The organism is Yersinia fenwicki, from assembly GCF_043099325.1.
Lineage (GTDB): Bacteria > Pseudomonadota > Gammaproteobacteria > Enterobacterales > Enterobacteriaceae > Yersinia.
This window is the reverse complement of record NZ_CP170755.1, coordinates 3,851,985-3,869,882: the sequence shown is the minus strand read 5'-3', so window position 1 is coordinate 3,869,882 and position 17,898 is coordinate 3,851,985. Positions and strand designations below refer to the sequence as shown.

Genomic DNA, 17,898 nt, shown 5'->3' with positions numbered 1-17,898 from the left:
GATTAATGGATCAGTGTTGGGATCGCTAAGCGGAACACCGGAATCACAGTACGGAACGCCTGACCAAGATGATCAACCATCTCATAATGCCCTTCCATGGTACCCAGCGGCGTTTCTAGCACGGCCCCGCTGGTGTATTGGAACTCGTTACCTGGCAGGATCAACGGCTGTTCACCGATAACGCCTTCGCCCTGAACTTCTGTCTGCCGGCCATTACTATTAGTAATTAACCAATAGCGACCCATGAGTTGCACACTTGAACGGCCCAGATTACGAATCGTCACAGTATAGGCAAAGACGAACCGTTCCTCGTCTGGTATCGACTGAGTTTCCACATAGATACTTTGCACCTGTACACAAACGCGGGGCTGTTCAATCATAATGTGCTCCTGCTTATTCTTGCGGTGTCGATTGAGCTGAAAGCCAGTTAGCCAGCTTACAGTATTGCGCTACCGAAATATTCTCTGCCCGGAGTATCGGGTCAATACCTAATTCGATTAACTGCTCTGGAGTGAATAGATCACCCAAGCTGTTACGCACGGTTTTTCGGCGTTGGTTGAAAGCTTGTGTCGTAATGCGGCTGAGCATACGCACATCACCGACCGGGTTAGGCGTATTCACATGAGGGATTAGACGCACTACAGCTGAATCCACTTTGGGGGCCGGAGTAAACGCAGTTGGCGGCACTTCCAACACAGGAATGACGTTGCAATAATATTGCGCCATGACTGTCAAACGACCATAAGCTTTACTGTTAGGCCCGGCAACCAAGCGATTAACCACCTCTTTTTGCAACATGAAATGCATGTCACGAATAGCAGAAGTATAGCTGAAAAGATGGAACATCAGCGGGGTAGAGATGTTGTATGGCAGGTTTCCAAATACCCGTAATGGCTGTCCGGCAAGCTCGGCCAATTCAGAAAAATTGATTTTCATCGCATCTTCTTGATGGATAGTGAGCTTATCTTTCAGTTGAGGATGGCTGGCCAGACGAGCGGCTAAGTCACGATCCAACTCAATGACCGTCATATGATCCATGCGGGCTGCTACAGGTTCAGTTAATGCGCCTAAGCCGGGACCAATCTCAACTACCGCCTCACCTGGAAGCGGATGAATAGCGGAGACAATGCTATCGATGACAAACTGATCGTTTAAAAAGTTTTGTCCAAAGCGTTTGCGGGCAAAATGCCCTTGGTGGACTCTATTATTCATTGCTGTTATTTATCATTTTAATGGCTAAATTTAATGCCGTAATGAAACTACCAACATCGGCAGTACCGGTTGCGGCGAGTTCTAAAGCGGTGCCGTGATCCACAGATGTGCGGATAAAAGGCAAACCGAGAGTGATATTAACTGCCCGGCCAAACCCTTGATATTTCAGTACTGGCAGACCTTGGTCATGATACATGGCCAGAACGGCATCTGCATGTTGCAGATATTTGGGCTGGAATAGTGTGTCTGCCGGGAGTGGGCCAATAAGGTTTATCCCTTGCCGACGTAATGCATCTAGCGCTGGAATTATCGTATCGATCTCTTCATGGCCCATATGACCCCCTTCACCCGCATGAGGATTAAGTCCACACACATAAATCTGTGGTTGGCTAATACCAAATTTGGTTTTCAGGTCATTATCAAGAATGGAAATCACTTCATGCAGACTGGCTTGTGTTATTGCCCCAGGCACTGCCAGTAAAGGCAAGTGTGTGGTCGCCAGCGCTACGCGCAACTCTTCTGTAGCCAACATCATCACCACTCGTGAGCAGTGGCTACGGTCAGCGAAGAATTCGGTGTGCCCGATAAAAGGGATACCTGCATCATTGATAATGCTTTTTTGTACTGGGCCAGTGACTAATGCGGCAAATTCGCCACTGATGGCACCATCACAGGCTTTAGCGAGGGTTCTCACTACATAGTGGCTATTTTTGACATCAAGCTGGCCTGGAACTACCTCTGCCGCTATTTTCACAGGTAAAATAGTCAGAGTGCCAGCAAGTTGTGCCACTGCTGGCTTATCTTGCTGATATTCACGTAGCTTCAATGGCAGATTAAGTTGGCTGGCGCGGGCAAGTAGCAAAGCCGGGTCAGCACAAACCACTAGTTCAACAGGCCAATCCTGCTGCGCTAGAGCAACGACTAAATCCGGCCCAACCCCGGCAGGCTCGCCGGGGGTGATGACAATACGGTTATTGTGGTTTTGCATCACTACCATCAAGAATTTTCACATAAGCTGCGGCACGTTGCTCTTGCATCCAAGTTTGAGCTTCTTCTGCAAACTTACGGCTAAAGAGCATACGGTACGCCCGATCTTTCTGTGCTGCATCAGTTTTGTCTACCTGACGGGTATCAACAACCTGAATTAAATGCCAGCCGAAAGAAGAATGTACGGGTGCGCTGACTTCGCCTTTTTGCAGTTTCATCAGTGCATCACGGAATGCAGGATCATAAATGTCTGGCGAAGCCCAACCCAAATCACCGCCTTGCATGGCAGAACCTGGATCCTGAGAGATCTCTTTAGCGATTGTAGCAAAGTTGGCTTTGCCGCTCTTAATATCTGCAGCCGCAGCCGTTAACTTAGCACGAGCCTGATCATCGGTCATAACTGGTGAGGGCTTCAGCAAGATGTGACGCGCATGAACTTCGGTAACTGAAATAGTCTTATCAGCGCCACGAATATCATTTACTTTCAGAATGTGGAAACCGACACCGGAACGGATTGGACCAACAACATCACCTTTGTTCGCTGATTGCAGTCTTTCAGCAAACAGAGAAGGCAATTCCTGTAGTTTACCCCAGCCCATCTGGCCGCCTTTCAGGGCCTGAGAGTCGGCAGAGTTTGCGATAGCCAATTTACCAAAATCAGCTCCGCCTTTAATGTCGGATACTAATTTTTTCGCCAGGTCTTCTGCTTGATCAACTTGTTGTTGAGATGGGTTTTCTGGTAATGGGATCAGTATGTGGCTCAGATTCAACTCGGCATCACCGCTAGTTTGGTTACCAATTTGTTTGGCCAACGACTCAACTTCTTGCGGCAGAATAGTAATGCGACGGCGCACTTCATTGTTACGCACTTCTGACGTTAGCATTTCTTTGCGGATTTGCTCACGATAGGTATCGTAATTCAGACCATCTGCGGCTAAGCGACTACGCATCTGAGCAGGCGTCATGCGGTTTTGGGCGGCAATGTCTGCAATGGCTTTATCCAGCGCTTCGTCACTGATGGTAATCCCCATCTTCTTCGCCATCTGCAATTGGATATTATCCATGATCAGGCGCTCAAGAATTTGATGACGCAATGTCGCATCATCAGGAACTTGCTGCCCAGCTTGCTGTGCATTCAGTTTCACTGATTGTAACAAACCGTCGACATCACTTTGCAGAACGACGCCGTTATCAACCACTGCGGCAACTTTATCAACTTCTTGTGGTGCTGCGAACGCGGTATTGGCACAGACAACCAATCCGAGAATAAGCGTTCTCCAGTTCTTCATACCTTTTCCATTTATGTAATCCGCTTTTGCGGGTTAAAATTCACTGTATTCAGTGTGTTACACAGTATCAGAATGCACTTTGATAAGGCAGTATACCTGAGCCAAGCATTTGCGCAGTACCCAGGTTATGGTCGCTGCTCAGACCACGTAATTCGATGTTAAAGCTGACTTTGTTGTCATACTTACTGGTTTCATTTTGGTTGTTCCAACCAGTGATTTTCCGTTCATAACCTAAGTTAATTGCCCAACAACAAGTATTGTATTGTACGCCAACCAATTGGCTTGCAGGCTGATTGGCTTTGGTATCGTAGTAATAAGCTCCAACCAATGCCCAGCGGTCAGCAATCGGCCAACTGGCGGTGGTACCAATCTGAGAAATACCCTGTTGGTAACCCGGGCTTTTCACGTTCGGCACAGCTGCTTGAATATATTCAGGGCTGGCATAGCGATAATTCAATTGAATCATACGCTCGGCGTCTTTCCTATACTCCATTACCGCATTGCCGAGGGTTAAACTCCCCAACCGGGTATCATACTGCGCCCCGCCTTTCAGGCCCAATTGATCGTTAATTCGCCAGAATGTATCCCCTGCCCAAACCAGGCTACCAGTATCATCACTGTTATCAATGGTTTCACTATTACCTGTCCGCGAACGGCTAAAGTAATAGATTTGACCCACCGAGACGTTAAAACGTTCAACCAGCTCATCATCATAAATGCGAGAAGTTAAACCGGTCGACACTTGATTTGCGGAAGCTATACGATCCAGACCACTATAAGTACGGTCACGGAACAGACCAGAGTAGTCCGACTGCATCAACGTGGTGTCGTAAATATAGATATCATCCTGATTCCGATAAGGAGCATAGAGATACTGTACGCGCGGTTCCAATGTTTGGGTGAAGTCTTTCGCCCAATCCATTGGCCGATCAAATACCACCTTGCCATCAACTTTAAATTGCGGCATGACACGGTTAATCGAATCTTTTAGGTCTGGAGCTGTTGCGCCATTATTCTGACTTGCATAATTACTGGCGAAACCGTTTGGAATGTCTTGTTGGTAGTGTGTTGCCAGTAATTTAGCTTCAGTATTTAAGCTACCCCAGCCGTTGGACAAAGGCAGGCTCATTGACGGTTCGATATGGAAACGAGCAGCTTCCGGATTTTCCGGATTAACACTGGTGAACTTGGCGGCCTGACCATAGACATGCAGATCAAACGGACCAATATCATTTTTATAGTAGTTCATATCCAGCTGCGGCTGAGCGCGGTAAGCATTATTGTTACCGCCGGTCGTAAATACCTGGAACTGTTTGGAAGCCAGAGTGGCATCCCAGTTCTGGTCAGCATAACCGACACTGAAGATTTGTGTGGCGTAGCCGTCAGTGGTTGAGCCGTATTGTGATGTTAAGTCGGTAAAGTAATCGGGATCACTGACTCGGGTGTAGTTGACATTGAAACGCCAAACTTTGTCCATCACACCGGAGTGGCCCCAGTAATATAGCCAGCGAGTGGGGTCTTTTTCTAAACCATCAGTGCCGTGATATAACCGGTCACTCGGCAGCCAGTCCAATGCCATGGTACCGGAGCCCGGAGCCAATAAATAACGAAACTCATTTTGCCACTGTAAACCACGTCGCTCCATGTAATGAGGGGTAATGGTGGCATCAAAGTTTGGCGCAATGTTCCAGTAATATGGCAGCATGAATTCTAAGCCGTTATTACTGGTGTATTTCGCATTAGGGATCAGGAAACCAGAGCGGCGTTTATCGCCAACCGGTAATTGCATATACGGGCTGTAGAACACCGGTACTTTGCCGATTTTAAAGCGGGCGTTCCAGATCTCTGCGACTTCTTCTTCGCGATCGTGAATAACCTCTGAACCGACAACACTCCAGCTATTATCACCCGGCAGACAAGAGGTGAATGTCCCATTTTCTAAAATGGTATAGCGGTTCTGACCACGTAATTTCATTAAATCCGCATCACCACGGCCTTGACGACCGACCATCTGATATTTGCCTTTATCCATATCAGTGTCTTTAGTATTCAAGTTTGACGAGCCTTTCGGGCCTTTCAGCTTGATTTGCGGATCGTCATAATTAACGTCGCCAGTGGCTGTTACAGTACGAACCGGGATAGCTTCGCCGGGTTTTTGTACCTGTGTCAGCTCTACCTGATTGGCCGTTAACGTACTATTACCTTGTTGGACAACAACATTACCTGTAAACAGGGCGTTGTCTGGGTAATTGGCTTCGGTTTTATCCGCATTAATACGAACCGGTAGCTGATTCGGATCGCCTGTGACTAAAGGTTGGTCATAGGTAGGTACGCCAAGCATGCATTGCTCGGAAAGGTCAGCCAGAGTGTGCTGGCTATATAGTGCCGTCCATATCAATGTGGCCAGCAGTGTTGGGAATCTTTTTTTCATACGCGGTTTTGGTGTTCCGTCATCGGGGGGCATCATGCCGGCAAACGGTCTGAGACTATATTACTCATCACAGTTGCGCTAGTGTTAAATCCGGCCGTTTACACGTCTCGCTGTTAGGCGCTGAGCTGAATGCCGAGTATGATAATGCAAATTTTGACTGACGGCATGATGAATTGAGGAGTATATGCAGTATTGGGGAAAACTGCTCGGGCTAATACTGGGATTTCTATCCGGTGGAGTCTGGGGTGCGATACTTGGGTTGCTGGTTGGCCATATGGTCGACAGGGCGCGTAGCACAAAGCGCCGCGGCTTTTTTGCCGATCAACAAACACGACAATTAATTTTTTTCCGCACCACTTTTCAGGTCATGGGACATTTAACCAAGGCTAAAGGTCGGGTAACGGAGGTTGATATTCAACTCGCCAGTCAATTGATGGATAGAATGCAATTGCATGGCGAAGCTCGAACTGCGGCACAGCAAGCATTTCGTGAGGGGAAAGAGAGTGGGTTCCCGTTGCGTGAGCGGTTGCAGGAATTGCGCGGAGTTTGCTTTGGTCGTTTTGATTTAATTCGGATGTTTCTGGAAATCCAGTTGCAGGCCGCATTTGCTGATGGCTCTTTGCATCCTAACGAACGGCAAGTATTGTATGTCATTGCGGAAGAGTTAGGGATTTCTCGCGGTCAGTTTGATCAGTTCCTGAGCATGATCGAAGGTGGGCGTCAGTTTGGCGGTGGTGCCTGGCATGGTCAGCAGGGAGGATACTCTCAAGGTGGCTACCAGCAAACATCAAATGGCCCGACATTAGAGGATGCCTGCAAGGTGCTGGGGGTAAGCAGTACGGATGATAGTGTTACCATCAAACGTGCTTACCGTAAACTCATGGGGGAACATCATCCAGATAAATTGGTGGCGAAGGGATTGCCGCCTGAAATGATGGAGATGGCTAAGCAAAAAGCTCAAGAGATCCAGGCCGCATATGATTTGATCAAGCGCGAGAAGGGATTCAAGTAAGAATTCTTGTGTCAGGAAAGCTAAAGCCAGATCGGATGCTGTATTCCGATCTGGTTTGATCCTGAATCAATTTTCTACTGAAAAATCAAAATTCTGGCTCGCATTTAAAATGCATTACCGTCCCAAACTCCGGATGAGTAATACATAATTCCTGCGCATGCAGCTGTAATCTGGGTGCCATTGCTTTAGCCTCGGGATGGGCATAGAAGCCATCACCAAGAATAGGGTGACCTATCGCCAGCATATGAACCCGCAACTGATGTGAGCGCCCGGTGATGGGGGATAACTTCACTCGCGTACTGCCGTCAGCATCCCGTGATAGCACCTGATACAGTGTTTGCGAGGGTTTACCCGTTTCATAACACACTTTCTGCTTTGGCCGATTCGGCCAGTCACAAATTAACGGCAGATCAATCAACCCTTCATCTTGTGCCAGATGGCCCCAAACCCGTGCAATATAAGACTTTTTCGGTTCACGCTCACGAAATTGCCGCTTTAGCTCGCGCTCAGCCGCTTTGGTCAACGCGACCACAATAACGCCGCTGGTCGCCATATCTAGCCGGTGAACGGATTCAGCCGTCGGGAAATTGGCCTGAATACGGGTCATCACACTATCTTTATTCTCTGGTGCGCGGCCCGGAACGGACAGCAAACCGCTGGCTTTATTGACCACCATGATGTGCTGATCCTGATACAAAACTATCATATATGCCTATTTCTACCTGTTATTCATGAGGTTTATTAATATAATCAATTGAATTATATACGTTAAATTCTCATCTATCTTATCACCTCATTTACCCCACTATAAATCACCTAACCCCAGAGCGAAATGTACTGATTATCTCTACATTATGAGGAGGATTAGTGTTAATCCATATCTAATGGAAGGTGGGTACTGAGGGAGAAATGAGTATGCGAGATAATACTACCACTGGCACTAGACTCCTGCATATTCAAGCCGGGTAACATGACTTATTTCGCAAGGGATTGGGATGAGCTTAAGGTCTCCCGACATCAGCCAAGGATAATGGCGTTTTTCTATCACGAATTCGCTTCACGGCACAACTTGCAAAAAAGCCAGCGGGGTTAGCCGCTGGCTTTCGTGTTGACAAAGTTAATTACCGCTTAGTCTTTTCGCAGTAGCCTAACCCTCAATGGGGATAGGCTAATGGTGTGATTATCTGACACACATATAAGCCAGACTGCTGTTACCACCCGCATGTGATACCCCAGTGTTCGGATGGAAATCATTGCCACTGGTTGATGTCCAGATAATTGATGCTGACGGGAAGTCAGGATAATTATTCAGATTCCCCCATTCACCAAAGAAAGTACCGATACCACGTGTCGTACCACCGGTTGACAGCTCACTCTCATTTGGCAATCTCAGCCCTTGAGCCACACATGCACTATTGGCTACAGCCCAACTCACTGTGGTCGAATTATAGTCGCCAACCCAAGCGTTTAACGTAAACTGATAAGTGAATACTTTACTCTTGTCTTGTTTCCAGGTTGCAGTAATGGTGACTGTTCCCGTCGTGTCTTTATCAAGATTAACCAAACCTGAGCTGCTGACACTGATACTCGTATCACTGCTGGTCCAATCATAGTCGCTATTACTGGCAATATTACCGTGTGGTGCCAATTGGAAGTTAGCGTTTTTAAATCCAGTGGTTGGGAAACCGCTGCTGACACTGAAGCCGCTATAAGCATTCACCGGGGTATTCAGTGTTGCTTTAGAGAAATCAGGATAGAACGTCACATCTTTATCAGTGGAACTGCTGACACCCGCAGTGTTAGTCATCGCAGCTGTTACCGTACTGATGGTACCACCTACATTAGCCATGGTCAGGTCGGTTGCCGCTTTACCATCAATACCTGTTTGGACTGACGCAGTTTTTACTGTCACACCATTGTTCGCTGCGAAAGTCACGGTCATATTAGGGACGGGATTTCCCTGTTTATCCAGCACGATAGCTTGTACCCGGTTAGTCCCGCTACCTGCTGTTTGATCATTCACTTCCACGGTAAAGTTATCCGCGGTAATAACGGCTGTCGCCGTATCAGCGATAAAGTTCACCTCTACCTGTTGGTCCATACCATTAAGTTTTGCTGTTACAGTATAGTTACCCGCCGTGGCACTGAGTATCTTCGCTGTGGCGACACCCTGAGCATCGGTGGCGGTAAATTCACTGATTGTTGCATCGCTCGTGGTACTGAAAGCGACATTGATATTAGGCACGGTGTTACCGAACTTATCCACCACCGTCAGTTTTACCATATTGGTGCTACTACCATCGGCAGGCTGACCGTCAGTAACCAACTGCAATTTATGTTCAGCACTGCCATCCAGAGTGGCGCTACCAGCATCAGCGATAAAGTTCACATCAACCTGTTGTGTTTCACCATTCAATTCAGCTTTAACCGTGTAGCTATTAGCCTTGGAACTGGTGATAGTTGCCGTTGCAATCCCTTGTTTATCACTGATTGTAGTCGCAACAATATTAGCATCAGTATCTACGGTGAAATTAACTGCAACACCAGACAATTTATTGCCATAAGCATCGACAACGACCGCTTTCACTTGGTTCGCCGTAGCATTATCGGCAATGCTACCATTGGTCACAATTTGCAGACTGCTATCTTGAATTGTCGCAGTACTCTCATCGGCAAGCATGGCAACTTTAGTTTTCACATCACTCAATGGCACACCATTAATCTGAGCGCTGATATTAATCAGTTGTGGTTTGCTGCCGGCTGTGAGTGTGGCCTGATAAACCCCAGGCGCTGACTCGCTGATTTGCGTTATCGAATACTCAACACTCGGCAATGGCGCGGCACGTGCAACTCTGGCGCGCTGCGAGTCAGGTAATTCTGCCACTTCAAGAGAGAATGTGAGTTCATCGACAATACCTGTAATCGGCTGGTTGTTATTGTCCTTAATATTAAGTTCAATCACGCTGCTTGCTGTAGCATTGGCCGGCATAGACTCAGGTGAAGCAGTCAGGCCAGAGGCGGTAGTATTCACCCCATAGCTGTCTACCACGATATCACTGTAAGCAACAGGAGAAGCATTACCTTGGGTGTCGTAAGCAATAGCGCTAATACGATAAGTGTTATTACCCTCACCGCCCGCCAGATAGCTTGGCAATGTTACCTGCCAATTATTGCCACTGCCGATCATTTTCCCACCGGCGAGCGTCAAGGTACTGGCTTCCCATTCAATACGATCAATACCTTGTTGCGCCGTGGCATTTGCCACTAAAGGCATGGTTTGTCTTGCGGCACCATTAACACGAGCTGGTAACTCTAGGGTAACCAAATTCTGTTTGCGGTATTTCATAACAATCTGATTGTTACGATCGACCAGATTATAGCGGCTACCAATTAGGCTACGTTTAATTGCGACAGCCTCAGAGTCGAGCTGTTGTGCCAGTGGGGTGCCAAATGTGTAGTTAAAACCAAGATTAAACCGAGTGTCATTCATCCCGGCGCGTCCCATCTTATGGTCGACACCCACAGTCACTAACGGAATTGGGGTATAATTCACACCCACAGTGACCGCAAGAGGATTTTTCTGACGGTTATCCACGCCAAACAAGCCAACTTCATCACCAAAATATTGTTCATAAATCAGCTTACCACCCAGTTGTGGCAAGGTTGGCAAATAAGCTTCGCTGCGCAAATCAAAGCCGTTTGCGACTTTTTCATCATACTTATCAAGGTCTGGGGAGTTTTTCCAACCACTGACACCAAAGTAGCCGTTAGCTGCCAGATTAATAAAATCACGACCATATTCAGCACCGACGCCAATACGGGTATGGCTATAACTGGCATCATGATCGACAAACAGGTTGTAGCCCAGCATTTGCTGGGCAAAGAAATGGCGTTGGCCCAAGCCAAAGTTTAATGTCACGCGGTCATCAATATAACGGCCACCTAACTGAGTAAAGGTCAGCAAATCTGGGCTATCGGTCAGTGGCAACAACACATCCAGTTGGCTGCCTTTAAGGCTCAACTTTTCATCCAGATTGAGTTGTACTTTCGCACTACCAAACTGATTAAACCACTTTTGTAATGCTTCATTACCGGCACTGGTGGCGGTGCCACGCGCAATGGAACTCGCTTGTTTGGCTGAATCACCATCAGCCAATATTGATGCCAACCTTGTTGCGGCATCAGCGGTAGACTGTTCAGCCTGTGAGGCCGAACGCTGGGCCTCATCTGAGGCTGCGGCGGTTCCAGCAGCCATTACTGAAGGGGTAAAAGTAATACTTAACGGAAATATGGCCTGGATGACTATATTTGCCCAGATTACTGATTTAGAAATTCGTGTTTTATTTAACGATTTGGTTTGATGTAGTGACGATACGCGATGCAAGCTCATACTTATCTATGCTCTATAAGTCAATAATGAATAAAAAATAACAAAATACGCTTATTTGTATTTATGAATTAAACGGCATTCCTCCGGTGTATCACGTGCGGGATATCTGCCATAAAAATAGTGAAACTGTTGTTGTGACTAAAGTCTGTGAGTGGATATTTGTTGATAATAGATAAAGTAGTCATATTAAGGCTCGTCGGTATTAGCACCTTATACACAAGAGATAATATGATTAATTTAATTATTTACTAATAAAACAAACACATACTGTATTTCTGTCACAGCGAGTTTATTACTGTATCCAGCGATGATGGATCAAATCACAAAAGATACATAGGTGATGCCATGAGTGAGATTAAGTTACAAATTTGATGGGCAATTAGACAACATGTAACATATTTTATATATCGGAACACAAGAGAACTTTATGTGGGAATTCTCCTACATGAAATTTCATTTAAGGTTTGTTTATTGTTATCAGATGGCTATTAAAATCAACTTATTATAATTAGCTGTTCGTTTAATAAGCTCAAATAACATCTAAAAATAAATTAATTTAAGATATTAACCGGGCATAATTCTGAAAATAAAGGGCGTTAATAAGGGATTCGCTTTATTAATTTAAATTTGGCTAACGAGATGATGGTCTAAATTATTTCGTTCTTCAGTTTTCAGTGGGGATGTGACCAGATTATTCGAGAGAAATTAGAGCGAGGAAAGTCGGTGTGTAAGGTTTATCAGGTAACGACGTCATACAGGTTTAGAGGCGGATGAGGATTGATGCAGATTACAGTTGTGATAATCAGTGGTTATGGATCAGAGTGGTATCCTGTAGCTCGAATACCACTCTGATAAATTACTGGTGTGTCACCACGACAAGACGAATGGCATCCAAACGCCAACCCGCCTGATTGAGGTTTTCCAGCACCATTTTACGGTTATGCTCCAGAGTCTCTATTTCGTCATCACGAATATTGGGGTTAACCGCTTTCAGGGCTTCCAAACGTGCCAGTTCGGCACTCAATTTATCGTCCGCTTCATGCTTGGCTGCTTCAATCAGCAAACGCGCCTGTTCTTCAACGAGTGCTTCTGCTTGTTGTAACATCGCGTGAACTTCTTGCTGAACCGCGTTGACCAGTTTGCTGGAGGTATGGCGATTGACAGCATTCAATTGACGATTGAAGCTTTCAAATTCTACTTGTGCCGCCAGGTTGGTGCCGTTCTTATCCATCAGCATCCGTACGGGTGTTGGGGGTAAGAAACGGGTCAATTGCAAGTGTTTCGGTGCTTGCGCTTCAACCACATAGACCAATTCAGCAAGCAGAGTACCCACTGGCAATGCTTTGTTTTTCAACAGAGAAACCGCACAGCTTCCGGTGTCACCGGAAAGGATCAGATCCAAACCGTTACGGATGATCGGGTGTTCCCAACTGACAAATTGAGCATCTTCGCGCGATAACGCTTGTTCGCGATCAAATGTTACCGTGCAACCATCTTGTGGTAATCCTGGGAAATCCGGTACCAGCATATGGTCAGATGGCGTCAGCACAATTAAATTGTCGCTGCGATCTTCCTGATTGATCCCGACAATATCGAACAGGTTCAGCGCAAAACTGACTAAATTGACGTCATTGTCTTGATCTGCAATGATTTCTGCCAGTTCTTGCCCATGTTCGCCTCCGTTGGAGTGCATCTCCAGCAAGCGGTCACGGCCCTGTTCCAATTGCAGTTTCAGCCCTTCATGCTGCTGGCGGCAGGTGTGGATAAATTCATCCAGTCCTTCCTGCTCACTTGGCGTTGCCAGGTAAGTAATCAATTCCTGATAACCGCTATCATAAATGGTGCGGCCCGTCGGGCAAGTATGCTCGAAAGCATCCAAACCTTCGTGATACCAGCGTACCAGTACCGCCTGCGCGGTATTTTCCAGATACGGCACCATGATTTGGATTTCACGGTTTTGGCCGATCCTATCCAAACGACCAATACGTTGCTCAAGCAAGTCCGGATTAAAAGGTAAATCGAACATCACCAGTTGGCAGGCAAACTGGAAGTTACGCCCTTCAGAGCCGATTTCTGAACACAATAATACCTGTGCGCCGTCTTCTTCGGAGGCAAAATAGGCCGCAGCACGGTCACGTTCAATCAGTGACAAACCTTCATGGAATACTGCGGCACGGATAGCTTCGCGCTCGCGTAGTACTTGTTCAAGCTGCAATGCGGTGGCGGCTTGTGCACAAATTACCAGCACTTTCTCATTTCGGTTAGCAATCAGGTAGTTAAGCAGCCATTCAACCCGTGGGTCAAAGTTCCACCAGGTGGCGTTTTCACCTTCGAATTCTTGGTAGATTTGCTCTGGATAAAGCATGTCTTTGGCCCGTGCTTCGAGGCTTTTTTTAGCCCCCATAATGCCTGACACTTTAATAGCAGTTTGGTATTGGGTCGGCAGTGGCAGCTTAATCTGATGCAAGACCCGGTGTGGGAAGCCTTTCACCCCATTACGGGTGTTGCGGAACAAGATTCGGCTGGTGCCATGTCTGTCCATCAGCATGGTTACCAACTCTTGACGTGCCGCTTCGCTATCTTCAGTTTGGCTGTTTGCCGCTTTCAGCAGTGGCTCGATATCCTGCTCGTTAATCAGCTCACCGAGCAGATTCAGCTTATCGTCAGTTAAGCGCTCACCACCCAGCAGCAAGGTGACAGCATCGGCGATTGGGCGGTATTTTTGCTGCTCATTAATAAATTCTTCGTAATCGTGGAAGCGGTCAGGATCAAGCAGACGCAAGCGAGCAAAGTGGCTTTGCTGGCCCAGTTGCTCAGGTGTTGCGGTCAGCAGCAAGACGCCAGGAATATGCTCGGCCAGTTGTTCAATAACTTGATATTCGCGGCTCGGTGCTTCTTCACTCCAGGCCAGATGGTGTGCTTCATCCACCACCAGTAGATCCCAGGATGCATCGGCTAATTGCTCCAGACGCTGTTTATTACGGCGTACAAAGTCCAGCGAGCAAATAACCATTTGTTCAGTTTCAAACGGATTGGTGCTGTCGAGCAGGGCTTCGGAATAGCGACTGTCATCAAACAATGAGAAGCGCAGATTGAAGCGGCGCAGCATTTCGACCAGCCACTGATGTTGCAAGCTTTCCGGCACCACAATCAGAATACGTTCAGCACGACCTGACAGCAGTTGCTGATGGATAATCATCCCCGCTTCGATAGTTTTACCCAATCCTACTTCATCGGCCAGCAAGACTCGTGGCGCATGGCGTTGACCCACTTCATAGGCGATATGTAATTGGTGTGGGATCAAGCTGGCACGGATGCCGCGCAAACCACTCCAGGGCAGGCGGAACTGCTCACTTTGGTATTTACGGGCGCGAAAACGTAGGGCAAACCGATCCATGCGATCGATTTGGCCGGCAAATAATCTGTCCTGCGGTTTGCTAAAAGTCAGTTTGCTATCGAGCAAAACTTCACGCATGGAAACGCCGGTTTCCTCTGTGTCCAGGCGAGTACCCATATAGGTAATCAGCCCGTTCTCCTCAGACACTTCTTCCACTTTCAGCTGCCAGCCTTCGTGGTGAGTGATGGTATCGCCCGGATTAAACATGACACGGGTAATTGGAGAATCATTTCTAGCGTAAAGGCGGTTTTCACCGGTTGCGGGAAACAGTAAGGTGACCATGCGTACGTCAATGGCAACGACAGTACCCAATCCCAGTTCGCTTTCTGTATCGCTGATCCAGCGTTGACCAAGTGTAAAAGGCATAAATTATCGGCTCGATTTTTTTGTTGGACTGTTAAGAGTAGAAAAGTCTGGTAAATATGATTGATGCGAATTTTGGCAAGGGCGCTATGGTAATGGAAGCTGAGCGTTTCGTCACCTGTAAAATACCCGTCATACTTCAAGCCGCATGTGCGGTGGCGGCCGCAGTTTACGCCAGTCACTGCCTGTTTTTGACCCTAAAATCAATAAGCTCTTGGGGACTCGCTCACTTGCTGCCTTCCTGCAAATTGAATTATTTAGGGTATAAGCTATTAGAATAATCCCATTTGACCGGTTGTCAGTGTTGTGAAGTCATCATGCATGAAGGGAAGGATAGCGTCTGCCACAGGCTGTAGCTGACGTGTCAGGTAGTGATCGTAATCGATAGGGGATTGTCGGGTTTCCAGTGGTTCGGGGCCAGCAGTGGTCATGACATAGCTTATCCAGCCGCCATTTTGGTATTGCAACGGGCGACCCAGCTTGCGGTTAAACTCATCTGCCAGACGGGCAGCTCTGGCATGAGGTGGGACATTGCGCTGGTAGTCATCCAGCCGGCGGCGCAGGCGTTTACGGTAAATCAGTTGCTCGTCCAGTTCGCCATTGAGGGTGCGGGCGACATAATCCCGTACATAGTCTTGATAAGGTTGCTGCTGAAAGATCTTTAAATACAGTTCACGCTGGAACTGCTGGGCCAGAGGTGTCCAATCCGTCCGCACTGTCTCCAGCCCCTTATAAATCATCTGGTCACCCGTAGGGGTTGAAATCAACCCGGCATAGCGCTTTTTACTGCCTTGCTCCGCGCCCCGGATGGTGGGCATCAAAAAACGTCGATAGTGGGTTTCAAACTCCAATTCAAGAGCGCAGGGTAGATCAAAGGTTTCACGGATGTGGGTTTGCCACCATTGATTCACATACTGCACCAGTTCTTTGCCGATACTGGAGGCCTGTTCCTCATTATGGGCGTTTTTTAGCCAAACAAAGGTTGAGTCGGTATCGCCATAAATGACCTGATAGCCCCGCGCTTCAATTAGTTCGCGGGTTTTTCGCATGATTTCGTGGCCGCGCATAGTAATTGACGAAGCCAATCTGGGATCGAAAAAACGACATCCACTGGAACCCAGAACACCATAAAAGGCATTCATGATTATCTTTAGGGCTTGGGATAATGGCTTGTTTTGCTGTCGCTTTGCCGCTTCTCGCCCCAACCAAATCTGGTTAACAATCGCCGGTAGACAGTGCTTTTCGCGTGAAAACCAAGCCCCACGAAAACCGGGCACTGCATGTTGTTCATCAGGCTGGGACATCCCTACGACTAATCCAACCGGATCAATCAAGAAAGTACGGATAATTGAGGGATACAGACTTTTATAGTCAAGCACCAGTACCGAGTCATACAATCCTGGCTGAGAATCCATCACAAAGCCGCCGGGGCTGTGCTCTTCTGGCAACTCGCCCAAATTGGGCGCAACATAGCCGATACGGTGCATACGTGGCATATAAAGGTGGGTAAAGGCCGCGACGGAGCCACCACTGCGATCCGCTGCCAACCCGGTGACCGTTGCCCGCTCAAGTAAGAAGCTGAGTAATTCGGTTTTGGCAAAAATCCGCGTCACCAGCTCACAATCTTTCAAGTTATAGCGCGCCAGAGCCGGTTTATCATTGGCAAAGCGCTGATTGATTTCGTCCATCCGCTGATAGGGGCTATCACTGGCTTTACCTTCGCCCAATAAGGTTTGTGACACCGACTCCAGGCTGAAAGACGGGAAATTCCAGGTAGCGGATTTCAGTGCTTCAATGCCATCAATGATTAACCGCCCTGCGGCAGAAGCAAAAAAGTGCCCCTGCTTAAAACCGTGCTCCCGCCATTCCAGCAAGTTGCCGCCACGGCCAAAGCGCAGCGGGATTTGATAGCGGTCAGCGTGCTTTTGTAATACGCGCAAGTCAAATTGCACCAGATTCCAGCCGATAATGGCATCGGGATCGTGCAGCTCCAGCCATTGGTTGAGTTTTTCCAATAATAGCGGTCGGCTGGCGACATATTCCAGATTGAAATCTAGCACCGCTTCATCGGCCGAATTACCATTGGGTGGCCCCAACATGTACACCTGCCGCTGGCTGCAGCCTTCCAAACCAATGCAATAAAGCTCGCCGTGTTCGCTAGTTTCGATATCCAGCGACACCAGCTTTAGTGTCGGACGATAGTCATCGGCAGGTTTCATTTGGGTATTGAGCAGTGGGCCATTGCCATTGTCTTCACCGCTAAACCAGACCGGCGCGGTAATAAAACGCTCCATGAGAAAGCGCTCTGGCGGGCGAATATCACCTTCGTAGACATTCACTCCACTTTCTTTGAGCAGTTTTTCCAAGCGAATTAATTGACGATGTTGGTTGCAATATAGCCCCATAACCGGGCGTTGATGGAAATCGGTCAGTTCAAGAGGCCGCAGTTGACAGCGGCGCTCATCACGCAGCACGGTTTCAGCCCTTTGCCGCTGTTCGGCCGGGATAAATGCTACCGAGGATTGAGGCGGCAGCCTGACTTGCTGCGGGCCATCATCGGTGGCTAACCAGAATTCAACTTCGGTGCCTGCCTGCGTGTCGCGCCAGTGGCGGGTGAGCAGGAAGCCCTGACGGATTTGCCCCACAATGCTAACCTTTAAGTAATGAATGACGGCTGAAAACTTATACTATAATAGCATGGGTATTTATACAGTAATTGTCTATTTCACTGATGATTTACCATTGATTCATACAATTCCATGATTGACTCATTTCGCGACACGCCGGACAATCCTCGCCCCTGAGCCTTGGGTGTTA

Annotated in this window: 10 protein-coding genes; 1 reads left to right on the top strand and 9 read right to left on the bottom strand. The window is 47.7% G+C overall.

What is annotated here, in order from left to right; all coding sequences use genetic code 11:
* Window positions 1-2: 2 nt before the first annotated feature.
* From apaG to lptD, 5 genes are all read right to left on the bottom strand, one after another.
* Entirely contained in the window at window positions 3-380 is a 378-nt protein-coding gene (gene apaG, locus ACF3VQ_RS17550) for a Co2+/Mg2+ efflux protein ApaG (RefSeq protein WP_392432332.1), read from the bottom strand.
* A 13-nt stretch (window positions 381-393) separates the two neighbouring features.
* A complete protein-coding gene (rsmA, locus tag ACF3VQ_RS17545) occupies window positions 394-1,212 on the bottom strand; it encodes a 16S rRNA (adenine(1518)-N(6)/adenine(1519)-N(6))-dimethyltransferase RsmA (RefSeq protein WP_392432331.1) in 819 nt (272 codons plus the stop codon).
* Window positions 1,205-2,200: a 4-hydroxythreonine-4-phosphate dehydrogenase PdxA gene (pdxA, locus tag ACF3VQ_RS17540; RefSeq protein WP_392432330.1), complete on the bottom strand. Its 996-nt coding sequence runs from the start codon at window positions 2,198-2,200 to the stop codon at window positions 1,205-1,207. The genes rsmA and pdxA overlap by 8 nt, the downstream gene beginning before the upstream one ends.
* Window positions 2,184-3,488 (bottom strand): peptidylprolyl isomerase SurA, encoded by a 1,305-nt coding sequence (gene surA, locus ACF3VQ_RS17535; RefSeq protein ID WP_392432329.1) that lies wholly within the window; start codon window positions 3,486-3,488, stop codon window positions 2,184-2,186. Before surA ends, pdxA begins: the two co-directional genes overlap by 17 nt.
* A 67-nt stretch (window positions 3,489-3,555) precedes the next feature.
* Window positions 3,556-5,919, bottom strand: a complete 2,364-nt coding sequence (lptD, locus tag ACF3VQ_RS17530; protein ID WP_392432328.1) for an LPS assembly protein LptD — start codon at window positions 5,917-5,919, stop codon at window positions 3,556-3,558.
* 184 nt (window positions 5,920-6,103) lie between these two features.
* On the opposite strand from lptD, the gene djlA reads away from it, so the two are divergent.
* Window positions 6,104-6,931: a co-chaperone DjlA gene (gene djlA, locus ACF3VQ_RS17525; protein WP_005167009.1), complete on the top strand. Its 828-nt coding sequence runs from the start codon at window positions 6,104-6,106 to the stop codon at window positions 6,929-6,931.
* Window positions 6,932-7,016: 85 nt separating this feature from the next.
* On the opposite strand, the gene rluA is transcribed toward djlA, so the two are convergent.
* From rluA to ACF3VQ_RS17505, 4 genes are all read right to left on the bottom strand, one after another.
* Window positions 7,017-7,637, bottom strand: a complete 621-nt coding sequence (rluA, locus tag ACF3VQ_RS17520) for a bifunctional tRNA pseudouridine(32) synthase/23S rRNA pseudouridine(746) synthase RluA (protein ID WP_392432327.1) — start codon at window positions 7,635-7,637, stop codon at window positions 7,017-7,019.
* Between the two features lie 474 nt (window positions 7,638-8,111).
* Window positions 8,112-11,186 (bottom strand): inverse autotransporter beta domain-containing protein, encoded by a 3,075-nt coding sequence (locus ACF3VQ_RS17515; protein WP_392432326.1) that lies wholly within the window; start codon window positions 11,184-11,186, stop codon window positions 8,112-8,114.
* Between the two features lie 991 nt (window positions 11,187-12,177).
* A complete protein-coding gene (gene rapA / locus ACF3VQ_RS17510; protein WP_392432325.1) occupies window positions 12,178-15,084 on the bottom strand; it encodes an RNA polymerase-associated protein RapA in 2,907 nt (968 codons plus the stop codon).
* Window positions 15,085-15,353: 269 nt separating this feature from the next.
* On the bottom strand, window positions 15,354-17,726 hold the full coding sequence (locus ACF3VQ_RS17505; protein ID WP_392432324.1) for a DNA polymerase II: 2,373 nt from the start codon (window positions 17,724-17,726) through the stop codon (window positions 15,354-15,356).
* Between the last annotated feature and the right edge of the window lie 172 nt (window positions 17,727-17,898).